Annotated in this window: 14 protein-coding genes and 1 pseudogene; 10 read left to right on the top strand and 5 right to left on the bottom strand. The window is 66.7% G+C overall.

All coding sequences use genetic code 11. The features are described from left to right. Window positions 1-350: pseudogene (locus NR101_RS01390) on the top strand (type VI secretion protein); the annotation flags it as partial. Window positions 351-1,239: 889 nt separating this feature from the next. Here the strand turns inward: NR101_RS01390 and NR101_RS01385 are convergent. Together NR101_RS01385 and NR101_RS01380 are read right to left on the bottom strand one after the other, a co-directional pair. Further along, window positions 1,240-2,559, bottom strand: coding sequence for an XVIPCD domain-containing protein (locus NR101_RS01385; RefSeq protein ID WP_256777246.1), 1,320 nt, complete (start codon window positions 2,557-2,559; stop codon window positions 1,240-1,242). Continuing rightward, entirely contained in the window at window positions 2,556-3,176 is a 621-nt protein-coding gene (locus NR101_RS01380; RefSeq protein WP_256777245.1) for a hypothetical protein, read from the bottom strand. The genes NR101_RS01385 and NR101_RS01380 overlap by 4 nt, the downstream gene beginning before the upstream one ends. Window positions 3,177-3,795: 619 nt before the next feature. On the opposite strand from NR101_RS01380, the gene NR101_RS01375 reads away from it, so the two are divergent. Continuing rightward, window positions 3,796-5,418, top strand: coding sequence for a hypothetical protein (locus NR101_RS01375; protein ID WP_256777244.1), 1,623 nt, complete (start codon window positions 3,796-3,798; stop codon window positions 5,416-5,418). 189 nt (window positions 5,419-5,607) lie between these two features. After that, the gene (locus NR101_RS01370) at window positions 5,608-6,597 is read left to right on the top strand and encodes a GAF domain-containing protein (RefSeq protein WP_256777243.1); all 990 of its coding nucleotides are present in this window, start codon (window positions 5,608-5,610) and stop codon (window positions 6,595-6,597) included. Window positions 6,598-6,644: 47 nt separating this feature from the next. On the opposite strand, the gene NR101_RS01365 is transcribed toward NR101_RS01370, so the two are convergent. The 3 genes from NR101_RS01365 to NR101_RS01355 are packed head-to-tail and all read right to left on the bottom strand — an operon-like array spanning window position 6,645 to window position 8,398. After that, complete coding sequence (locus NR101_RS01365; protein WP_256777242.1) at window positions 6,645-6,878, bottom strand: DUF1653 domain-containing protein; 234 nt, start codon at window positions 6,876-6,878, stop codon at window positions 6,645-6,647. Window position 6,879: 1 nt separating this feature from the next. Further along, the gene (locus NR101_RS01360) at window positions 6,880-7,248 is read right to left on the bottom strand and encodes a response regulator (RefSeq protein WP_256777241.1); all 369 of its coding nucleotides are present in this window, start codon (window positions 7,246-7,248) and stop codon (window positions 6,880-6,882) included. After that, a complete protein-coding gene (locus tag NR101_RS01355) occupies window positions 7,241-8,398 on the bottom strand; it encodes a PAS domain S-box protein (protein ID WP_256777240.1) in 1,158 nt (385 codons plus the stop codon). Before NR101_RS01355 ends, NR101_RS01360 begins: the two co-directional genes overlap by 8 nt. A gap of 152 nt (window positions 8,399-8,550) precedes the next feature. On the opposite strand from NR101_RS01355, the gene NR101_RS01350 reads away from it, so the two are divergent. From NR101_RS01350 to orn, 7 genes are all read left to right on the top strand, one after another. Beyond that, window positions 8,551-11,658: a response regulator gene (locus NR101_RS01350; protein ID WP_256777239.1), complete on the top strand. Its 3,108-nt coding sequence runs from the start codon at window positions 8,551-8,553 to the stop codon at window positions 11,656-11,658. Further along, a complete protein-coding gene (locus NR101_RS01345) occupies window positions 11,631-12,479 on the top strand; it encodes a CheR family methyltransferase (RefSeq protein WP_256777238.1) in 849 nt (282 codons plus the stop codon). The genes NR101_RS01350 and NR101_RS01345 overlap by 28 nt, the downstream gene beginning before the upstream one ends. Beyond that, window positions 12,479-13,063, top strand: coding sequence for a chemotaxis protein CheB (locus tag NR101_RS01340; RefSeq protein ID WP_256777237.1), 585 nt, complete (start codon window positions 12,479-12,481; stop codon window positions 13,061-13,063). Before NR101_RS01345 ends, NR101_RS01340 begins: the two co-directional genes overlap by 1 nt. Then, window positions 13,060-14,175: a hybrid sensor histidine kinase/response regulator gene (locus NR101_RS01335; RefSeq protein WP_256777236.1), complete on the top strand. Its 1,116-nt coding sequence runs from the start codon at window positions 13,060-13,062 to the stop codon at window positions 14,173-14,175. Before NR101_RS01340 ends, NR101_RS01335 begins: the two co-directional genes overlap by 4 nt. A gap of 158 nt (window positions 14,176-14,333) precedes the next feature. Continuing rightward, window positions 14,334-14,789 carry a manganese-binding transcriptional regulator MntR gene (gene mntR, locus NR101_RS01330; protein WP_256777235.1) on the top strand — a complete coding sequence of 152 codons (456 nt, stop codon included), beginning with the start codon at window positions 14,334-14,336 and terminating at the stop codon, window positions 14,787-14,789. Beyond that, window positions 14,782-15,306, top strand: coding sequence for a tRNA adenosine(34) deaminase TadA (gene tadA, locus NR101_RS01325; protein ID WP_256777234.1), 525 nt, complete (start codon window positions 14,782-14,784; stop codon window positions 15,304-15,306). The genes mntR and tadA overlap by 8 nt, the downstream gene beginning before the upstream one ends. A 100-nt stretch (window positions 15,307-15,406) precedes the next feature. After that, entirely contained in the window at window positions 15,407-15,976 is a 570-nt protein-coding gene (gene orn / locus NR101_RS01320; protein ID WP_256777233.1) for an oligoribonuclease, read from the top strand. Window positions 15,977-16,005 lie beyond the last annotated feature (29 nt).

Raw genomic sequence — 16,005 nt, 5'->3', positions numbered from 1 at the left:
ACTCTTCCAGAAATGGTTGTTCTACGGAATAGGAACCATGTTCTCGATGGCCGTGGTGTCGGCAATGGTGTCGATCGCGTTCGATGTGGTGATCCGCGTGTCGGCGTCGTTCTGGGCAACGGCACTGGTCAACAAGTTCCTGTTGGCCGGCGCGGCCAGTGACGTTATGACCAGCCAAGCGATGCAGCAGGGCGGCATGGGTCTGATCCTCACGACCCTGATCCTGACTGCCCCCCGAATGGCGGCGATGTTCTTCGAGGGCACACTGGGTGGTCTCGCCATACTCGCAGATCGGCGGTGCCGGTGGCGCCCCGGGGCCGCAGGTTCAGCCGCCGGACTCGTATACGCCTCCCGCGTCTGCGAACAATGATGCACGCGACGCAGACGTTCACTCCGGATGCATGGTGCGGAATTCGATCCCTCAGACTTCCACAGGAGAGCCAAGAACTGCACCGAGTACCTTGGGTGCTGCCAGGTCTAATGACTAAACGTTTTTGAGAGCTATCGAAAGGTCTAAGCTATGCGGAACAGATCAGCCGGAAGTTTAATTTCCACATTCTTTGTCTTTTGTGCACTTTTCTTAACCGCTGAGTGCGTATCCGCTGAGGGGCGTTGCCCCCCGGTCAGTATCCGATAGGCGATAGTCGAGCACCTGGTTGCGCGCCGATTCCTGTCGGAGGTGATAGCGTAGATTCGGAGCCCAGGCCGAATGGTCGATGGATTAAGACGTGGGGTGCTATGGCCATGTCTAAGTCCGGCGCTTCGGGTGTCGCAGTCGGGAAAGAAAAGAGATGCCGAGAAAGCTGCCATGAGTGGGTGCGAGGCCACAGGTGCTAAAGATTGTGGTGTGGCCTTCACGTATAAGCACCAATGTGCGGGCGCCGCGACTAGCAGTTCCGGTGCGCAAGGGACGAATTTCGGCAGCGGCGCGACAGTAAAGATCGCCAAGCAGGTAGCGAAAGACCTCTCTCAATCTAGGGGTGGCCGCGGATGCGAACTCGTGTATTCAGCATGTACAGAACCCAAGTTCGAAGCGTTCTAGAGCTAGTGACATTTCTTCCAGCCCTTCGATTGAGCGGCGGATGTGCGTCATTAACGTTTTCGCTATAAATGCTGCGGCAATGCGGGATTAAGTTGCACACTGCGAACTTTGCTTTGCCCGGTCGTTGAGGTCCAACGCAAACACACAGCAGCCATCCCTTCCAGTGATGGCTGTCGCGGTTTCACAGCTCACATGTCTCATCCCATCATGGTGCGCGTACTGCTCTGCACCTGGTCCTGCTGACGGTCCTGCTCCACCCGCTGACTGGCATCCTGTTCCTCCACCTTGCGGCTGCTCTGCTCCAGCGGCGTGTTCAGCGCCAGCATCGTATTCACGCTCACGCGCAGATGCGCAGGGTCGTCGGCCTTGCCCTGCACGGCGAAGGTGTTGGACGCGTCATTGCTCATCACCACTGAATCGATGCGTCTACCGCCGGCGGCGTGCATCTGTGCGGCCAGGCTGCCGGCCAGTTGGTCACTGGACGGGTCCGGGGTGCGGCCAACGCGGATGTCCTGTGCGTACACGCCACGCTGCGCATCGTTGAACAAAGGGTTGCCCGGGTGGCCGGCGTCGTCCATGCGCAGGCTGGTGTGGCCGTGCTGGCGCTTCTCGGCCTCACGTCGTGCCGGTTCACCGGCCGGCAGCGTGCCGCGCAGATGGTCGATCACGTCGGCGGCGCCACCGACGGGGCCGCGCGAGATGACGGTGGTGCTGCGGCGGCGTTCGCCGATGTCGTCGCGGTACTCGTCGATCATGCGGGCATTAGTGTTGGCCAGGGTGCGGGCCTGCTCTGGACCCAGAACCGAGCCGCCGGCCAGGAAGTTGCCGAGCTTGTGCGAGCCCAGCGACGCAGCCGCGGCGATCAACGGTCGGTCGGGGATCATTGCATTCAACTTGCTGTTACTGAAGCCTGAGGCAGCGAGGGTGTTGATTTCCTGGGCGTTGGTGTAGATGCGCACCTGGCCGTAATGCGGTGATGCCGCACTGACGGGGTCGGCGGCCATGACATGGTTGAGCATGCGGTTGCCGCCCTCGGGAATCCGGTAGCTCAGGCTGGCGGCGCCGTAGGCATTGAAGGTTTCGCCCTTGAGGTCGAAATGGTGCGCGCTGATCTGGGCCAGGGTGCCACCCAGCGAGTGGCCGGTGACGGTGACTTCGGGAGCGTGTCCGGTGTTCGCGCCTTCTTTGCGCGCGTAATCCAATGCACGCTCGGTCAGTGCGATCGCATCCTTGGACTGCAGGTTGGTGCGTGCGGTCACCATCGCGCCGTCGGTCACCGCGCCATCAAGCAGAATCTGCTCGGTACCGCGATGGGAGACCACGATCTCGTCGGTGTCTATACGCTGATAGACCGTGCCTTGGTATCCATTGCGACGGTTGTCGACATGCTCCAGCACGATGTATTTATGGCCATTTAGCGTCACCTGTTCTTCTTCACCAGGTGCGCGACGGCCTACCGCTCGATCCTTGTACGCGTCATCGGACAGCGCCGCGTAATCCTGGCTGGGCACGGTCATTGTTTGGCCTCTTTGGCTGACACGGAGATCGAGAACAGCGCGTCACGCAGTTCCGGCACGTAGACGGTAGGGTCTTCCTTGCCGCTGGCCGGATAGTCCTCCATCGATGTGGTGCCATACGGGCCTTCCACTGGCGCGGCGCGGGGATAGTCGCGGCGCGGGTAGTGGCGGGTCAGCGTCTCGCCAGCGATCAGTTGCTCGGCATTGATGAAGGTCAGGAACCGGGTTTCTTCATGCGCGCCAGTGGCCTTGAGCAACGCACCAGTACCACTGAACTTCCAATGGCAGACGCCGCGCCCGAAGTAGTCCTCGTCCAGCATCTGATCCAGGTACACCGTGCCGTGGTACTCGTCGTCGGCGACCCGCTTGAGCGTGACCGGCTCCTGGCTGGTGATGCGGCCCGCGGTACCGGTGGCAGGGTTTATGCGGCCGCATTCGGCTTCGTTGGCCACGTCGTATTGGGCGACGCCTTCGATGCGCTCGAACGGGCCGGGTGCGTTGTGTAGCTTGAGCACCACCTCATAGGCCTGGCGCGGTTGCGGATTCAACTTGGCCAGCCCGCGCCCGCCGTTGTCGACATCGGCCTCAGCGGCGGCGGTGGAAAGGTCTTGGCTCATGGTGTTCTCCGTACGACTGCAGGCGGTGATCAGAAGGGTGGCAAGGCAGATCTTCAGGACACGGTGCAATGCCGGTCTCCGTTTGACGATGGGGGAATGCGCGGGCAGTGATGTGGCGCCGCCACGCAGGGGCTGCAGCTGCGATGCTCGGGCCTCGGCGGCCCCGTATGCCGGGCATCCGCCGCAGATTGCCAGCGGCGTGGAACCTGTCGCGTAACGCGTGTTGCAGGGCGGCAAAGGGCAGGCGGACATCGAGTCTCCGCTCCATGGTGACGAAGCCCGAGTATAGGGTCGGAACCAAGGTCAATTTGTTTAAAGGCCGCGAAATCGGCAGAAATTCAATAGCTGCAAACGCGATGGATTGTAGGGCGCTGATATTGGGCTGTGACGGCTATCAGATATTTTCATGGGCCGGGATGACGCGGAATTCACGCTTGGTGTAGGGTATGGGCGTCAGTAATCCGGCAGGCAGCCGGCGTCGACGGTGTTTCAGGGGCGGTGAATCGTGTGGTCTGTCTCCGTACGCGTACGGGGATCGTCTGCGTGTGCCCGCATCGTCGAGGGTTTGTCGTTGTACCCGTCTGTACGGTTACTCCACTCCATGTTCAAGGACGAGATGATGCGAAATACCCTGGTTTTCCCGGCCCGTCGCGCTCCACGCGTGGCCTCGACGGCGTCGTTGCTGTTCTTGCTGCCGCTGGCCATCGCCATGCCCAGCGCGCAGGCGCAATCGCTGCCGGCAGCGGATCCCGCGCCGGTCGCGGCGGTCGAATCCAGTGCGGCGGTGATCGACGCGATCGGGCAGCCTGAGGTGGCACGTGATCCGGGCGAGGCGGTGGATGCCGCAATCACGGTGGTCGATGATTCCCAAGCGGTATCGGATGTGGCCGTGCCGGCTGACGCAGTGCCGGCGTCGGATGTGGCGGGTGCGCATGGCGTAGTTGCGGACGTGCCGGAAGCGCCCGTAGCGGCCGACGTGCAGACGCCGGCCGCAGCACCTGCCAGTTCTGCTGCGGTAGGGGCCGACGTTGCGACGGCGGCAGCGCATGCGGCGGAAGTGGAGACGGTGGTGGACGGCGTGTCGGTACCGACGACGCGCGTGGTCGCGGCCGACGGCGAAGCCGCAGTCGAAGCCACAGTCGAAGCCACAGCCCCAGCCCCGGAGTCGACGCCAGCACTGACGCCGCCGCCAGCATCCCCGGAGCCGCCGGCACCAGCTGCCAGCGCAGCCAACGTGCAAGCTGTGCCGGCCGCAGCCATGGAGACCGCCGCCGCCGAAGCGGCTGACGCTGCGGCCGCGGGCGCGGCGACGGCAACGACACCCGCACCGACGCCCGTAATGGCAGAGGCCGAGGTTGCCACGCCGCCGCCGGTCGCTGCGGTCGCACCGAAACCAGCCTTCGTCAATGTCGATCACGCCATCGAGCGCCAGCTCGGCGCACGCTGCCCGAACGACCTGGCCGCGCGCCTGGCCACCCAAGGCGACCTGCTCACCGGCGCCTGCCAAGGCACCATGCCGGCCCACTTGGCCGCGGTGCTGGTCGCCATCCCCGATGCACAGATCCTCCTGCCGCGCGTTTGGCGGCAGCGTGAAGTGGCCCAGCGCGCCTGGTTCAAGGCGGTGCCGGGCGCAGGCCAGCGGCCGGATTTCCTGGCGGTGCAGGGCGGGCTGTGGATCCGCTCGTTCGAAGGGGCCGATGCCAACACCACGGTGTATCTGGTCTCCGCGCCGTTCGAGTGCGTCGACGGGCGAGTGCTGGACGCCGATGCGGCCGAGCCGGTGCGCGTGCCGGCCGGCGATTGCCGCCAGGCCTTCGTGCAGGAGCGCGTCTACCGGGTGAGTGGCAACGCGGCGCCGGTGGACATCACCGCCGAGGTGATGCCGGCCCGCCCGCTGCTGGGCGAGGCGGACAAGAAGCGCTACGCGGCCAAGGGCGGCGAGGTGACGTTGGACCGTAGCAAGCTGCAATACGGCCCCGCGATGCGCTGGTACGTGCGCTTTGATGAGGCGGGGACGCCTGCGGACGCGCGCAGTTTTGGTGAGTGGAGCCGCGCGCACTTGGGCTTTGTGGTCTGGAATGGCCAGCGTTTCGAGCAGGTCGACAGCGTGCCGCGCAGCCAGTGGCCGTGCGATCCGGTCGCCCCCGGCGATGCAGTGTGCGGCGGCTTTGCCGATGCGGGGCGCGATCCCTTCGTGCTGAGCGATGCGGCGATGGCGCGCACCGAGGGCGCAACCCCCTGACCATCCGAGGCGGTGCCGGCATCGAGGATGATGTCGGCCCCTTGCCCGGCGCCTGGGCCCGTGCGTGGACTCCAACGGCATCACGCTCCGTCTCGCCGATAAGTGCGACAATTCGCTGCTGACGTCCCCAACTTGAGTGGGCGCTGTATCGCGGACCGGTCGATCGCCGGCTATCCGCCAAGGATTGCGATGTACACCGGTTCCGGCTTCCCCAGCGTCATTGGATTCGATCTGCCGGGGCTGCAGGACGAGCCTGCGCCTGCGCGGGTGATCGTCACCGCGTTGCTGGACGCGCTTCCCTCCGAGGAGTGGATGCGGATGCTCGACCGGCTGGCCTGGCCGGCGCTGCGGTTGGACCACGGTGTGGAGCAGCTGCGCCTGGTGGGGCAGGGCATCCACTTCGTCGGCGATATCCGTGACGGGCGCGGCCTGTCGGCGACGGTGCGCGACCTGTTCGAGCGGGTCACCGCCCAGGTGCTGGCGGCGCGCATGGCGGCGTTGGAAAACCCCGTTGAAGACCTGTCCTGGACGCCGCCGGTGTCAGCGCCCTTGTTGGCCTCGCGCGATCCGCGCTTGGCCGACGTCGCCGCGCTGCTGAAGCTGCCGGCCTTGCCGGGCCTGCTGGAGCTGGCCAGCCGGCTCACCGCGATGCGCTTCGTTGCGGTCGCCCGGGTCACCACCGAGCGCTGGACGGCGTGCGCGGTACACGACGGCATCGGCTTTGGCCTGGCGCCGGGGCAGGACCTGGTGCTGGAAACCACGATCTGCGAAGAGATCCGCCAGCACCACCAGACCGTGCAGTTCGACCAGGCCAGCATCCACCCGGTGTTTTCCACCCATCCCACCCCGGCGCTGTACGGCTTTGAGAGCTACATTTCGGTGCCGATGCTGCGCCGCGACGGCAGTCTGTTCGGCACGCTGTGCGCGCTGGATCCCAAACCGTCGCAGCTGGACGCGGTCAGCGTGAAGTGTTTCGAGGTGCTGGCCGCGTGGATCGGTGCGCAGCTGGAGCTGGAAGACGCCCAGGCGGTGATCGAGGGCGAGGCGCCGGTGACCATCCGTGCGGCGCTGGAAGCCGTGGCCGAGCAGGCGGGGCGGATTGCCGCCAATGCGAAGACCTCTTCGGCGCTGAGCGAGACCGCGCTGCGGATCCAGGCGTTGAGCGTGGTGCCGCGCTGAGGGGTTGGTGGTTGCCGGCCAGCGGCCGGCACTACCGGGCTGCCGGCTCAGGCTGGCACGGGGGCGAAGCGCGGTCGCACCTGGCCGTCGACCTCCACCTCGGCCACGAACATCGCATACGGCCGTACCCACAGGCCTACGTTGGAATCCAGCGGGCGATACAGCACCATCGGCTCCAGCGTCTCGCTGTGCCGGACCACGCCCACCACCTCGTAGTTGCCGCCCTTGAAGTGGCGGTAATGTCCGGGCGCGATGTCGGGCAGCGGGGCGAGGTCGCGCATGTCAGTGTGCGGCTGCGGGCGACTGCAGCATCGCCACCAACTGGCGCAGCCGGTAGGGCTTGGGCAGGAATTCCACGTGCGCCGGCAACGGCGGCAACTGCGAGCGCGCATACCCGGAAGACAGGATCATGCGCGCGTTGGGCAGGGCCTCGGCCACGTGCGCGCTCAGTTCCACCCCGCTCATGCCGTTGGGCATGCTGATGTCGCTGAACACCACGTCGAACGCGCCCACTTCCTGCAGCAACCGCAGGGCGGCCGGGCCATCGTCGGCGGTGTGGATCTCGATACCGAAATCCTGCAGCGCCTGGCCGATCAGATCGCGCAGGTCCTGCTGGTCTTCGACCATCAAAACGCGAAGGGGCTCAGGCATGCTCGACATCCTCTATGGCAGGTAACAACAAACGGACCGTGGTGCCGCGTCCGGGGGCGGTCTGTACATCGACGAAGCCGTCGCACTGGGAGACGAAGCCGAACACCTGGCTCAATCCCAGTCCGCTGCCCTTGCCGACTTCCTTGGTGGTGAAGAAGGGCTCGCTGGCGCGCTCTGCAACCTCTGGTGGCATGCCCGCGCCTTCGTCGGTCACCGCAATGGCGACGTAGCGGCGGCGGGTAGGCTGCGCCAGATCGGGGGCAAGGCGTTGTTCGACGCGCGCGGTGATGGTTACCGTGCCGCCCTGCGGCATCGCCTCACAGCTGTTGAGCACCAGGTTGAGCATGGCGCTGTGCAACTGTACGCCATCGGTGGCAATCGGCGGTAGCGCCGGCGCCAGTTCCACGCGCATCTGGATCGCCTGCGGACACGCCCGCTGCAGCGAGGGCAGGGCCTCGTCCAGCAGCTGCGGCACGCTCACCGGCTCGCGCACCAGGGTCTGGTCGGCCGAGAACGCCAGCAGCTGGCGGGTCAGCAGCGAGCCGCGGTCGGCGGCTGCCTGGGCCAGTTCCACCAGTTCATGGGTGCGCGCATCGGCGCCCGGTCGCAGCGCGACCAGATCCAGTGCGTTGGCGATGGTGGTCAGCAGGTTGTTGAACTCGTGGGCCAGCCCGCGGGTCAGGCGGCCGACGCCCTCAAACCGCTGCAGGTGCTGACGCGACCGCTGGGCATCCTGCAGCAGGCACTGGGCCTGGTAGCGCTCGGTGATGTCCTGGGTGACCTTGACGAAGCCGAGCAGGTGACCGTCCTCGCGTACCGCTTCAATCACCACGCTGGCGCGGAACTGCTCGCCGTTGCGGCGCACCCGCCAGCCTTCGCCAGCCAGCCGTCCGTGTTCACGGACATGCTCCAGTGCCTGCTGGGGCAGTCCCTGCTGCTGTTCCTCGGGGATGTAGAAGATCGACACGTGCTGGCCGATGGCTTCCTCGGCGGTGTAACCGTTGACGCGTTCGCCGCCACGGTTCCAGCTGCAGATACGCCCGTCCGGGTCGAGCAGGTAGATCGCATGGTCGGACACATGGTCGATCAACAGCTTGAGTTGCCGGCGTTCATCGACAAGCGGTGCCACGCTGGATACGACCTCGGCCACGACGGTAATGCACTCCCCTCTAAGGGGCCGAACCGTAGGGGCGAGAGCGTGAAGAACATGTAAAGAACGGGCTGTAACCACCTGACCAATGACGGATAACGCCGCTTTACGGGTTCAGGTACCATCGGCCCCCTTTTGAGCTGGAATTCCGCATGAATGCTGCGCCGACCGCACGTGACCGCTGGATCTGGGCTGCCTCGGCCGCCCTGATGGCGTTCACCCTGGCCCTGGAGATGGTGGTCCCACTCGGCTATGCGGTGTGGTTGACCTATTTCATGGCGGTGGGGGTGACCCTGTTCCAGCGGCGGCTGGACGTGCCGCTGCTGGTGGCGTTGGGGTCCTGCGTGCTGTTGATGGTGGGCTACAACGTGGCGCCGTCGAGCACCAACTCGGCGTTCTCGTTCGTCAACCGGACCATCGGTGGGGTGGCCTTCCTGCTGATGGCGCTGACGGTGATGAAGGCGATCCAGTCGCGCCGGATCGCCGCCGATGCGCTGTGGTTGCAGGAGGGCGAGAACGCGGTCACGGTAAGCCTGCGCGGCGACCCGGAGCCTCGCGTGCTGGCCGATGCGGCGATGCGGGCGTTGTGCGCGCAGCTGGGGGCCGAGGTGGGCGCGATGTATCGCCTTCAGGGCGACCGCCTGCTGCTGGTGGGGGGCGCGGCCTTGCCTGCGCAGCTGCCCGGAACGCTGTCGGCGGCGGCGGGCCAGTGGGGCGAGGTGTTGCGTCTGGGCGTGCCGCGTCGGCTGGAAGACCACGAATCGCCGCTGGATATCGAGACGCCGCTGGGCCGCAGCGTGGTGCGCCAGCGCCTGCTGGGTCCCATCACCGCCGATGGCGCGGTGGTAGGCGTGGTCGAACTCGGCCGGGCCGGGGTATCGCCGGCACGCGCACTGGAACTGGAGCTGCTGCTGCAGTGCGCCGAGCCGGTCGGCGTGGCGCTGCGTGCGGCGCTGCTGCGCGCCCAGCTGGTGGAGCTGCTGGAGGAAACCCAGCGCCAGAGCGAAGAGCTGCAGACCCAGCAGGAAGAGCTGCGCGTGGCCAATGAGGAGCTGGAAGAGCAGAGCCGAAGCCTGCTGCATTCCCAGGCCAGCCTGGAGCAGCAGCAGGCCGAGCTGGAGCAGACCAACGTGCAGCTGGAAGAGCGCACCCACGAGCTGGAGTCGCGCCAGCAGGCGCTGCTGCTGGCCCAGGCGCAACTGGTGCAGAACAGCAACGAACTGGAAGCCAGCTCGCGCTACAAGTCCGAATTCTTGGCCAACATGTCCCATGAGCTGCGCACCCCGCTCAACAGCGCGCTGATCCTGGCCAAGCTGCTGGCCGACAACAAGGACGGCACGCTCACCGCCGAGCAGGTCAAGTACGCCCAGGCGATCCACTCGTCCAACAACGACCTGCTGGCGCTGATCAACGACATCCTGGACCTGTCGCGGATCGAGGCTGGCCACGTCGAGCTGGTCGAAGAAAACCTGGCGGTGTCCAGCGTGCTGCAGCGCCTGAAAGACACCTTCGAGCCGATGGCCGCGCAGAAGGGCCTGGTGCTGGAAATCGTCAGCGAGGCCGGCGCGCCCGCGCAGCTGGTGGCCGACAGCCAGCGCCTGCAGCAGATCCTGAAGAATCTGCTGGCCAACGCGCTGAAGTTCACCGAGCACGGCAGCGTGTCGCTGAAGGTGCGTAACGCCGGGGCAGGGCGGGTGCAGTTTGCCGTGTCCGACACCGGCATCGGCATCCCCGAAGCGCAGACCGCGGTGATCTTCGAGGCATTCCGCCAGGCCGATGGCAGTACCCGCCGCCGTTATGGCGGCACCGGCCTGGGCCTGTCGATCTCGCGCGACCTGGCCGCGCGCATGGGCGGCAGCATCCGCGTGTCCAGCGAACCGGGCCGTGGCAGCTGCTTCACCCTGGAACTGCCGGTGCTGGCCAGTGGCGGGGCGCCGGTGGCCAGCGCGGCGCCGGATGTGCGCGCCGCGCCGGTACCGCTGCCGCTGCGTGAAGCAGTGCCGTTCCACGGCGGCAGCGCGCATGGTGAAGCAACACCGCCGGCCGCGCTGCAGCGGGTGGCCGATGACCGCGGCCGGCGCAGCCGCGCCGGGCGCATGATCCTGGTGGTCGAAGACGATGCGACCTTTGCCGGTGCGCTGGTGTCGATGGCCCATGAACTCGACTTCGACTGCGTGGTGGCCGGCACTGCCGAAGAGGCGCTGGGCCTGGCCGCCGAGCTGCGCCCGAACGGCATCCTGCTCGACATCGGCCTGCCCGACGTGTCCGGGCTGAGCGTGCTGGAGCGGCTCAAGCGCGATCCGGCCACCCGGCACATTCCGGTGCACGTGGTGTCCGGGCTGGAGCGCTCGCAGGTGGCGATGGAGCTGGGCGCGATCGGGTATGTGATCAAGCCGGCCACGCGCGAGCGCCTGCTGGGGGCGATCCAGCAGCTGGAGGCCACCAGCCAGCGCGACGTACGTCGCCTGCTGATCGTCGAGGACGACAGCGAGCTGCGCTCGAACCTGCAGCTGCTGTTGGGCCGCGACCAGCTGGAAATCACCGGCGTGGGTACCATCGCCGAGGCGATGGCCGCACTGGGCACGTCCACCTTCGACTGCATGGTCACCGACCTGACCTTGCCCGACGGCACCGGCTATGACCTGCTCGAGCGCATGGCCGGCAACGATGCGGTCGCCTTCCCGCCGGTGATCGTCTACACCGGGCGTGCGCTGACCCGCGATGAGGAGCAGCGCCTGCGTCGTTACTCCAAGAGCATCATCATCAAGGGCGCGCGCTCGCCCGAGCGCCTGCTCGACGAAGTGACCCTGTTCCTGCACAGCGTGGAGGCGTCCCTGCCCAGCGACCAGCAGCGGTTGTTGCGTGAGGCGCGCCGTCGCGACGCGGTGCTGGATGGGCGCATCGTGCTGCTGGCCGAGGACGACGTGCGCAACATCTTCGCCCTGTCCAGCGTGCTCGAACCGCTCGGGGTGACCCTGGAAATCGCGCGCAACGGGCGCGAGGCACTGGACAAGCTGCGTCCGGAGATCGACCTGGTACTGATGGACATCATGATGCCGGAGATGGACGGGCTGACTGCCATGCGCGAGATCCGTGCCGACCACCGCTGGCGCGACCTGCCGATCATCGCGCTGACCGCCAAGGCCATGCCCGATGACCGTGAGCACTGCCTGCAGGCCGGTGCCAACGACTACATCGCCAAGCCCATCGACGTGGACAAGCTGGTCTCGCTGTGCCGTGTGTGGTGCTCGCGTCGATGAACGACACCGAGTTGTTCGACCTGGAACTGCGCCTGCTGCTGGAGGCGGTATACCAGCGTTACCACTATGACTTCCGCAACTATGCGATGTCCTCGCTGCGGCGGCGCATGCGGCATGCGATGGCACGTTTCGACTGCGCCACCATGGGCGAGCTGCAGCACCGCCTGCTGCATGAGCCGGAGACCTTCGCCCAGGCGATGCAGTACTTCACCGTGCAGGTCTCGGAGATGTTCCGCGACCCGGCGTATTTCAAGGTGCTGCGCGAGCACGCGATGCCGGTGCTGCGCACCTATCCGTCCATCAAGCTGTGGATCGCCGGCTGCAGCACGGGCGAAGAAGTGTGGTCGATGGCGATCCTGCTGCAGGAAGAGGGACTGCTGGACCGGTCCATCCTCTATGCCACCGACATCAATCCCGAAGCGCTGCAGGCCGCCGAATCCGGCGCGTTCCCGCTGGAGCGCACCGCGCAGTTCAGCCGCAACTACCTGGCCGCCGGCGGCACCGGCTCGCTGTCGGACTACTACACCAGCGGCTACGGCAGCGTTGTGTTCGACCGCCGCCTGAAGCGCAACATCGTCTTCGCCGATCACAGCCTGGCCACCGACACGGTGTTCTCCGAGGTGCACCTGGTGTCCTGCCGCAACGTGCTGATCTATTTCCAGCGCGCGTTGCAGGACCGGGCTATCGGGCTGTTCCATGAGGCGCTGGTGCACCGCGGCTTCCTCGGCCTGGGCGGCAAGGAATCGCTGCAGTTCGGCGCGCACGCCAACGATTTCGAAGCCTGCGCGCGCGAGCAGCGCCTGTACCGGAAGCTGGCCTGATGAGCGCCGTGCCGCATCGGCAACATTTCGACGTGGTCGTGGTCGGCGCCTCGGCCGGCGGCGTCAGCGCCTTGCAGGCGCTTCTCGAGGCGGTGCCGGCCGACCTGGCGATGCCGATCCTGGTGGTGCTGCACCTGCCGCGCGATCGCCCCAGCCGCATCGCCGACCTGCTCGACCTGCGCTGCCCGTTGCCGGTGCGCGAGGCCGAGGACAAGCAGCCGCTGCGCCCCGGCACGGTGACCTTCGCGCCGCCGGACTACCACCTGCTGGTGGAAGACCGCGACACCCTGGCCCTGTCCGTCGATGCGCCGGTGCTGTTCTCGCGCCCGGCGATCGACCCGTTGTTTGAAAGTGCCGCCGACGTGTTCGGCAGCGGCGTGCTGGCGATCCTGCTCACCGGCGCCAGCGCCGACGGCAGCGAAGGCGTGGCTGCGGTGCGCCACGCCGGCGGCCAGGCCTGGATCCAGTCGCCCGACGATGCCTATTCCTCCTTGATGCCTGCCTCGGCACTGGCCCACGCTGGCGCCGATGCAGTGCTTCCGCTTACTTCCCTGTGCTTGCGCATGAAAGGCCTTATCCGATGAACCTGATCGACCCCGCCAGGGCGACTGCCGATGACCGCGTGAACCTGCTGATCGTCGATGACGTGCCGCAGAACCTGGTGGCGATGGAAGCGCTGCTGCGCCGGGAGGGGCTGAATATCCTGTGCGCCGCCTCCGGCGCCGAAGCGTTGGAGCTGCTGCTGCAGCACGACGTGGCACTGGCGCTGCTGGATGTTCACATGCCCGAGATCGATGGGTTCTCGCTGGCCGAACTGATGCGCGGCTCGCAGCGCAGCCGCGATGTGCCGATCATTTTCCTGACCGCCTCGCCGAACGATCCAGTGCGCGCGTTCAAGGGCTACGAAACCGGCGCGGTGGATTTCCTGCACAAGCCGATCGAGCCGCAGGTGATCATGAGCAAGGTCAACGTCTTCATCGAGTTGTACCAGCAGAAGCAGCTGTTGAAGGCGCGCAACCACGACCTGGAACACGCGCTGAAACTCAATGAAACGATGATGGCCGTACTCACCCACGACCTGCGCACGCCGCTGGCCTCGATCCTGCTGTGTGCGGACAAGCTCGCGCTGGACCTGCCGGCCGACAGCGGCGTGCAGCGCACGCTGGGCCACCTGGAGAACAGTGCCCAGCGGATGGCGCGGATGGTCGAGCAGTTGCTGGATTTCTCCAAGATACGGACCGGGGGGCTGCGCCTGAACTGCGACGAGTGCGACGTTGGCGAGGTCGCTGCCGTGGTGGTGGCCGAGATCGCACGCGCCCACCCGCAGGCACGCATCGAGCTGCAGCTGGACGGCGACACGCGCCTGCAGGGCGATCCGGACCGGCTGGCGCAGCTGTTGTCCAACCTGATCGGCAACGCGGTGCTGCACGGCGGCGATGCGCCGGTGCAGGTGAGCCTGCACGGCGCCGGGCACGAGCCGCTGCGGCTGCAGGTGCGCAACGCCGGGCGGATTCCCGACGAACTGCTGCCGCGCTTGTTCGAGCCGTTCAAAGCCAGTTTCCACGACAGCCGCGGCCTCGGCCTGGGCTTGTTCATCGCCAGCGAGTTCGCCCGCGCGCATGGCGGCACGTTGGTGGCGCGCAACCTCGACGGCGAGGTGCTGCTGGAGACGGCGCTACAGCGGCGGATTCGCTGAGCCGTAGCCGCCGGAAGGCGCGTGCACCGCACGCGCCAACGGGCAACCGGGTGGCCGGTGCGCGACCCAAGCGGACCCGGCCACGGCCGGCGGGCCGGGGTGCGGTAAACTGAGCGCCTTGCTGCCATAGCCGCCGCTGGCCGCCCGCTGGAGTTCCGATGCCCGCTTCCTCGCGCAAAATCTCGCCCTTGATCGATGCCCAGGTCCACGTTGAGGGCTTCGTGCAGGTGCGCGAGGCGCGTCGCTCGGAGCTGGTCGAGGATTATGTCGAGCTGATCGCCGACCTGATCGCCGACGGTCGCGAGGCGCGCCAGGTGGATATCGCCACCCGGCTCGGCGTGGCCCAGCCGACCGTGGCCAAGGCGCTCAAACGCCTGGTCAAGGAAGGTTGGGCGGTGCAGCGGCCCTACCGCGGGGTATTTCTCACTCCGGCCGGCGAGCAGTTGGCGGTGGAAATGCGCGCCCGCCACCAGACCGTGGAGCGCTTTCTGCTGGCGCTGGGCGTGGATGCCGACTCGGCCCGACGCGATGCCGAGGGGATCGAGCACCATGTCAGCGAAGCGACCTTGGCCGCGTTCGAGGCGTTCGTGCGCAAGGCCGACGGCCATGGTTGAGTCCCTGCCGGCACCGCCGCCGCTGGGCGTGCCGGTGCACGACCAAGACGAACACTGGATGCGCCATGCGCTGGCGCTGGCCGAACGCGCCGAGCGCGAGTTCAACGAAATCCCGGTCGGCGCACTGCTGGTCGGTGCCGATGGGCAGGTGCTGGGCGAGGGCTGGAACCTCAACATCGCCGACCATGATCCCAGCGCGCATGCGGAAATCGTGGCGATGCGCCAGGCGGGCAGGGCGATCGCCAACCACCGGCTGATCGGCAGCACGCTGTATGTGACCCTGGAGCCGTGCGCGATGTGCGCGATGGCGATCGTGCACGCCCGCGTGGCGCGGCTGGTGTACGCGGCCAGTGACCCCAAGACCGGCGCCTGCGGCAGCGTGTTCGACCTGCTCGGCGATGCCCGCCACAACCATCGTGTGGAGATCCACGGCGGGGTGCTGGCCAAGCAGGCCAGCACGCGGTTGACCAATTACTTCCGCGCCAAGCGCGGCAAGCCGCCCCTGCTGCTGGAATAGCGCCTTCTGTCGCGACGGGACGACGACGCGATGGCGGTATCATGACGCCCCTCCATCCCCGGTCGGTGCTGCGGCGCCGACCCTTGCACAAGGCGTGAACATGGCCGACAACGGCGCAGAAGGCGAGCGACTGATCTGGATCGATCTGGAAATGACCGGCCTGGATACCGACAACGATTCGATCATCGAGATCGCCACGGTGGTGACCGATGCGCAGTTGAACGTGCTGGCCGAAGGCCCGGAGTTTGCCATCCATCATCCGGTGGAGCGCCTGGAGGCGATGGACGAGTGGAACCGTACCCAGCACCGTCGCTCCGGTCTGTGGCAGCGCGTGGTCGACAGCCAGGTGAACCTGGGCCAGGCCGAAGCGCAGACCGTGAACTTCCTGTCGCAGTGGATCAAGGCCGGTGCCTCGCCGATGTGCGGCAACTCGATCTGCCAGGATCGGCGCTTCCTGCACCGTGAAATGCCCCGGCTGGAGCGGTACTTCCATTACCGCAACCTGGACGTGTCCACGATCAAGGAACTGGCCAAGCGCTGGGCGCCCAGTGTCGCCGCCGGCGTCGGCAAAACCGCCAGCCATACCGCGCTGAGCGATGTGCACGACTCGATCGACGAACTGCGCCACTACCGGCAGTTCATGGGCACCCTGGCAGGCCTGCCGGCCTGATCCAGCCGTGATGGCGGCGGGAGAGGGAA

It is taken from the genome of Stenotrophomonas sp. Ste86, assembly GCF_024519465.1.
GTDB lineage: Bacteria > Pseudomonadota > Gammaproteobacteria > Xanthomonadales > Xanthomonadaceae > Stenotrophomonas.
This window is presented reverse-complemented; position numbering and strand designations above follow the sequence as displayed.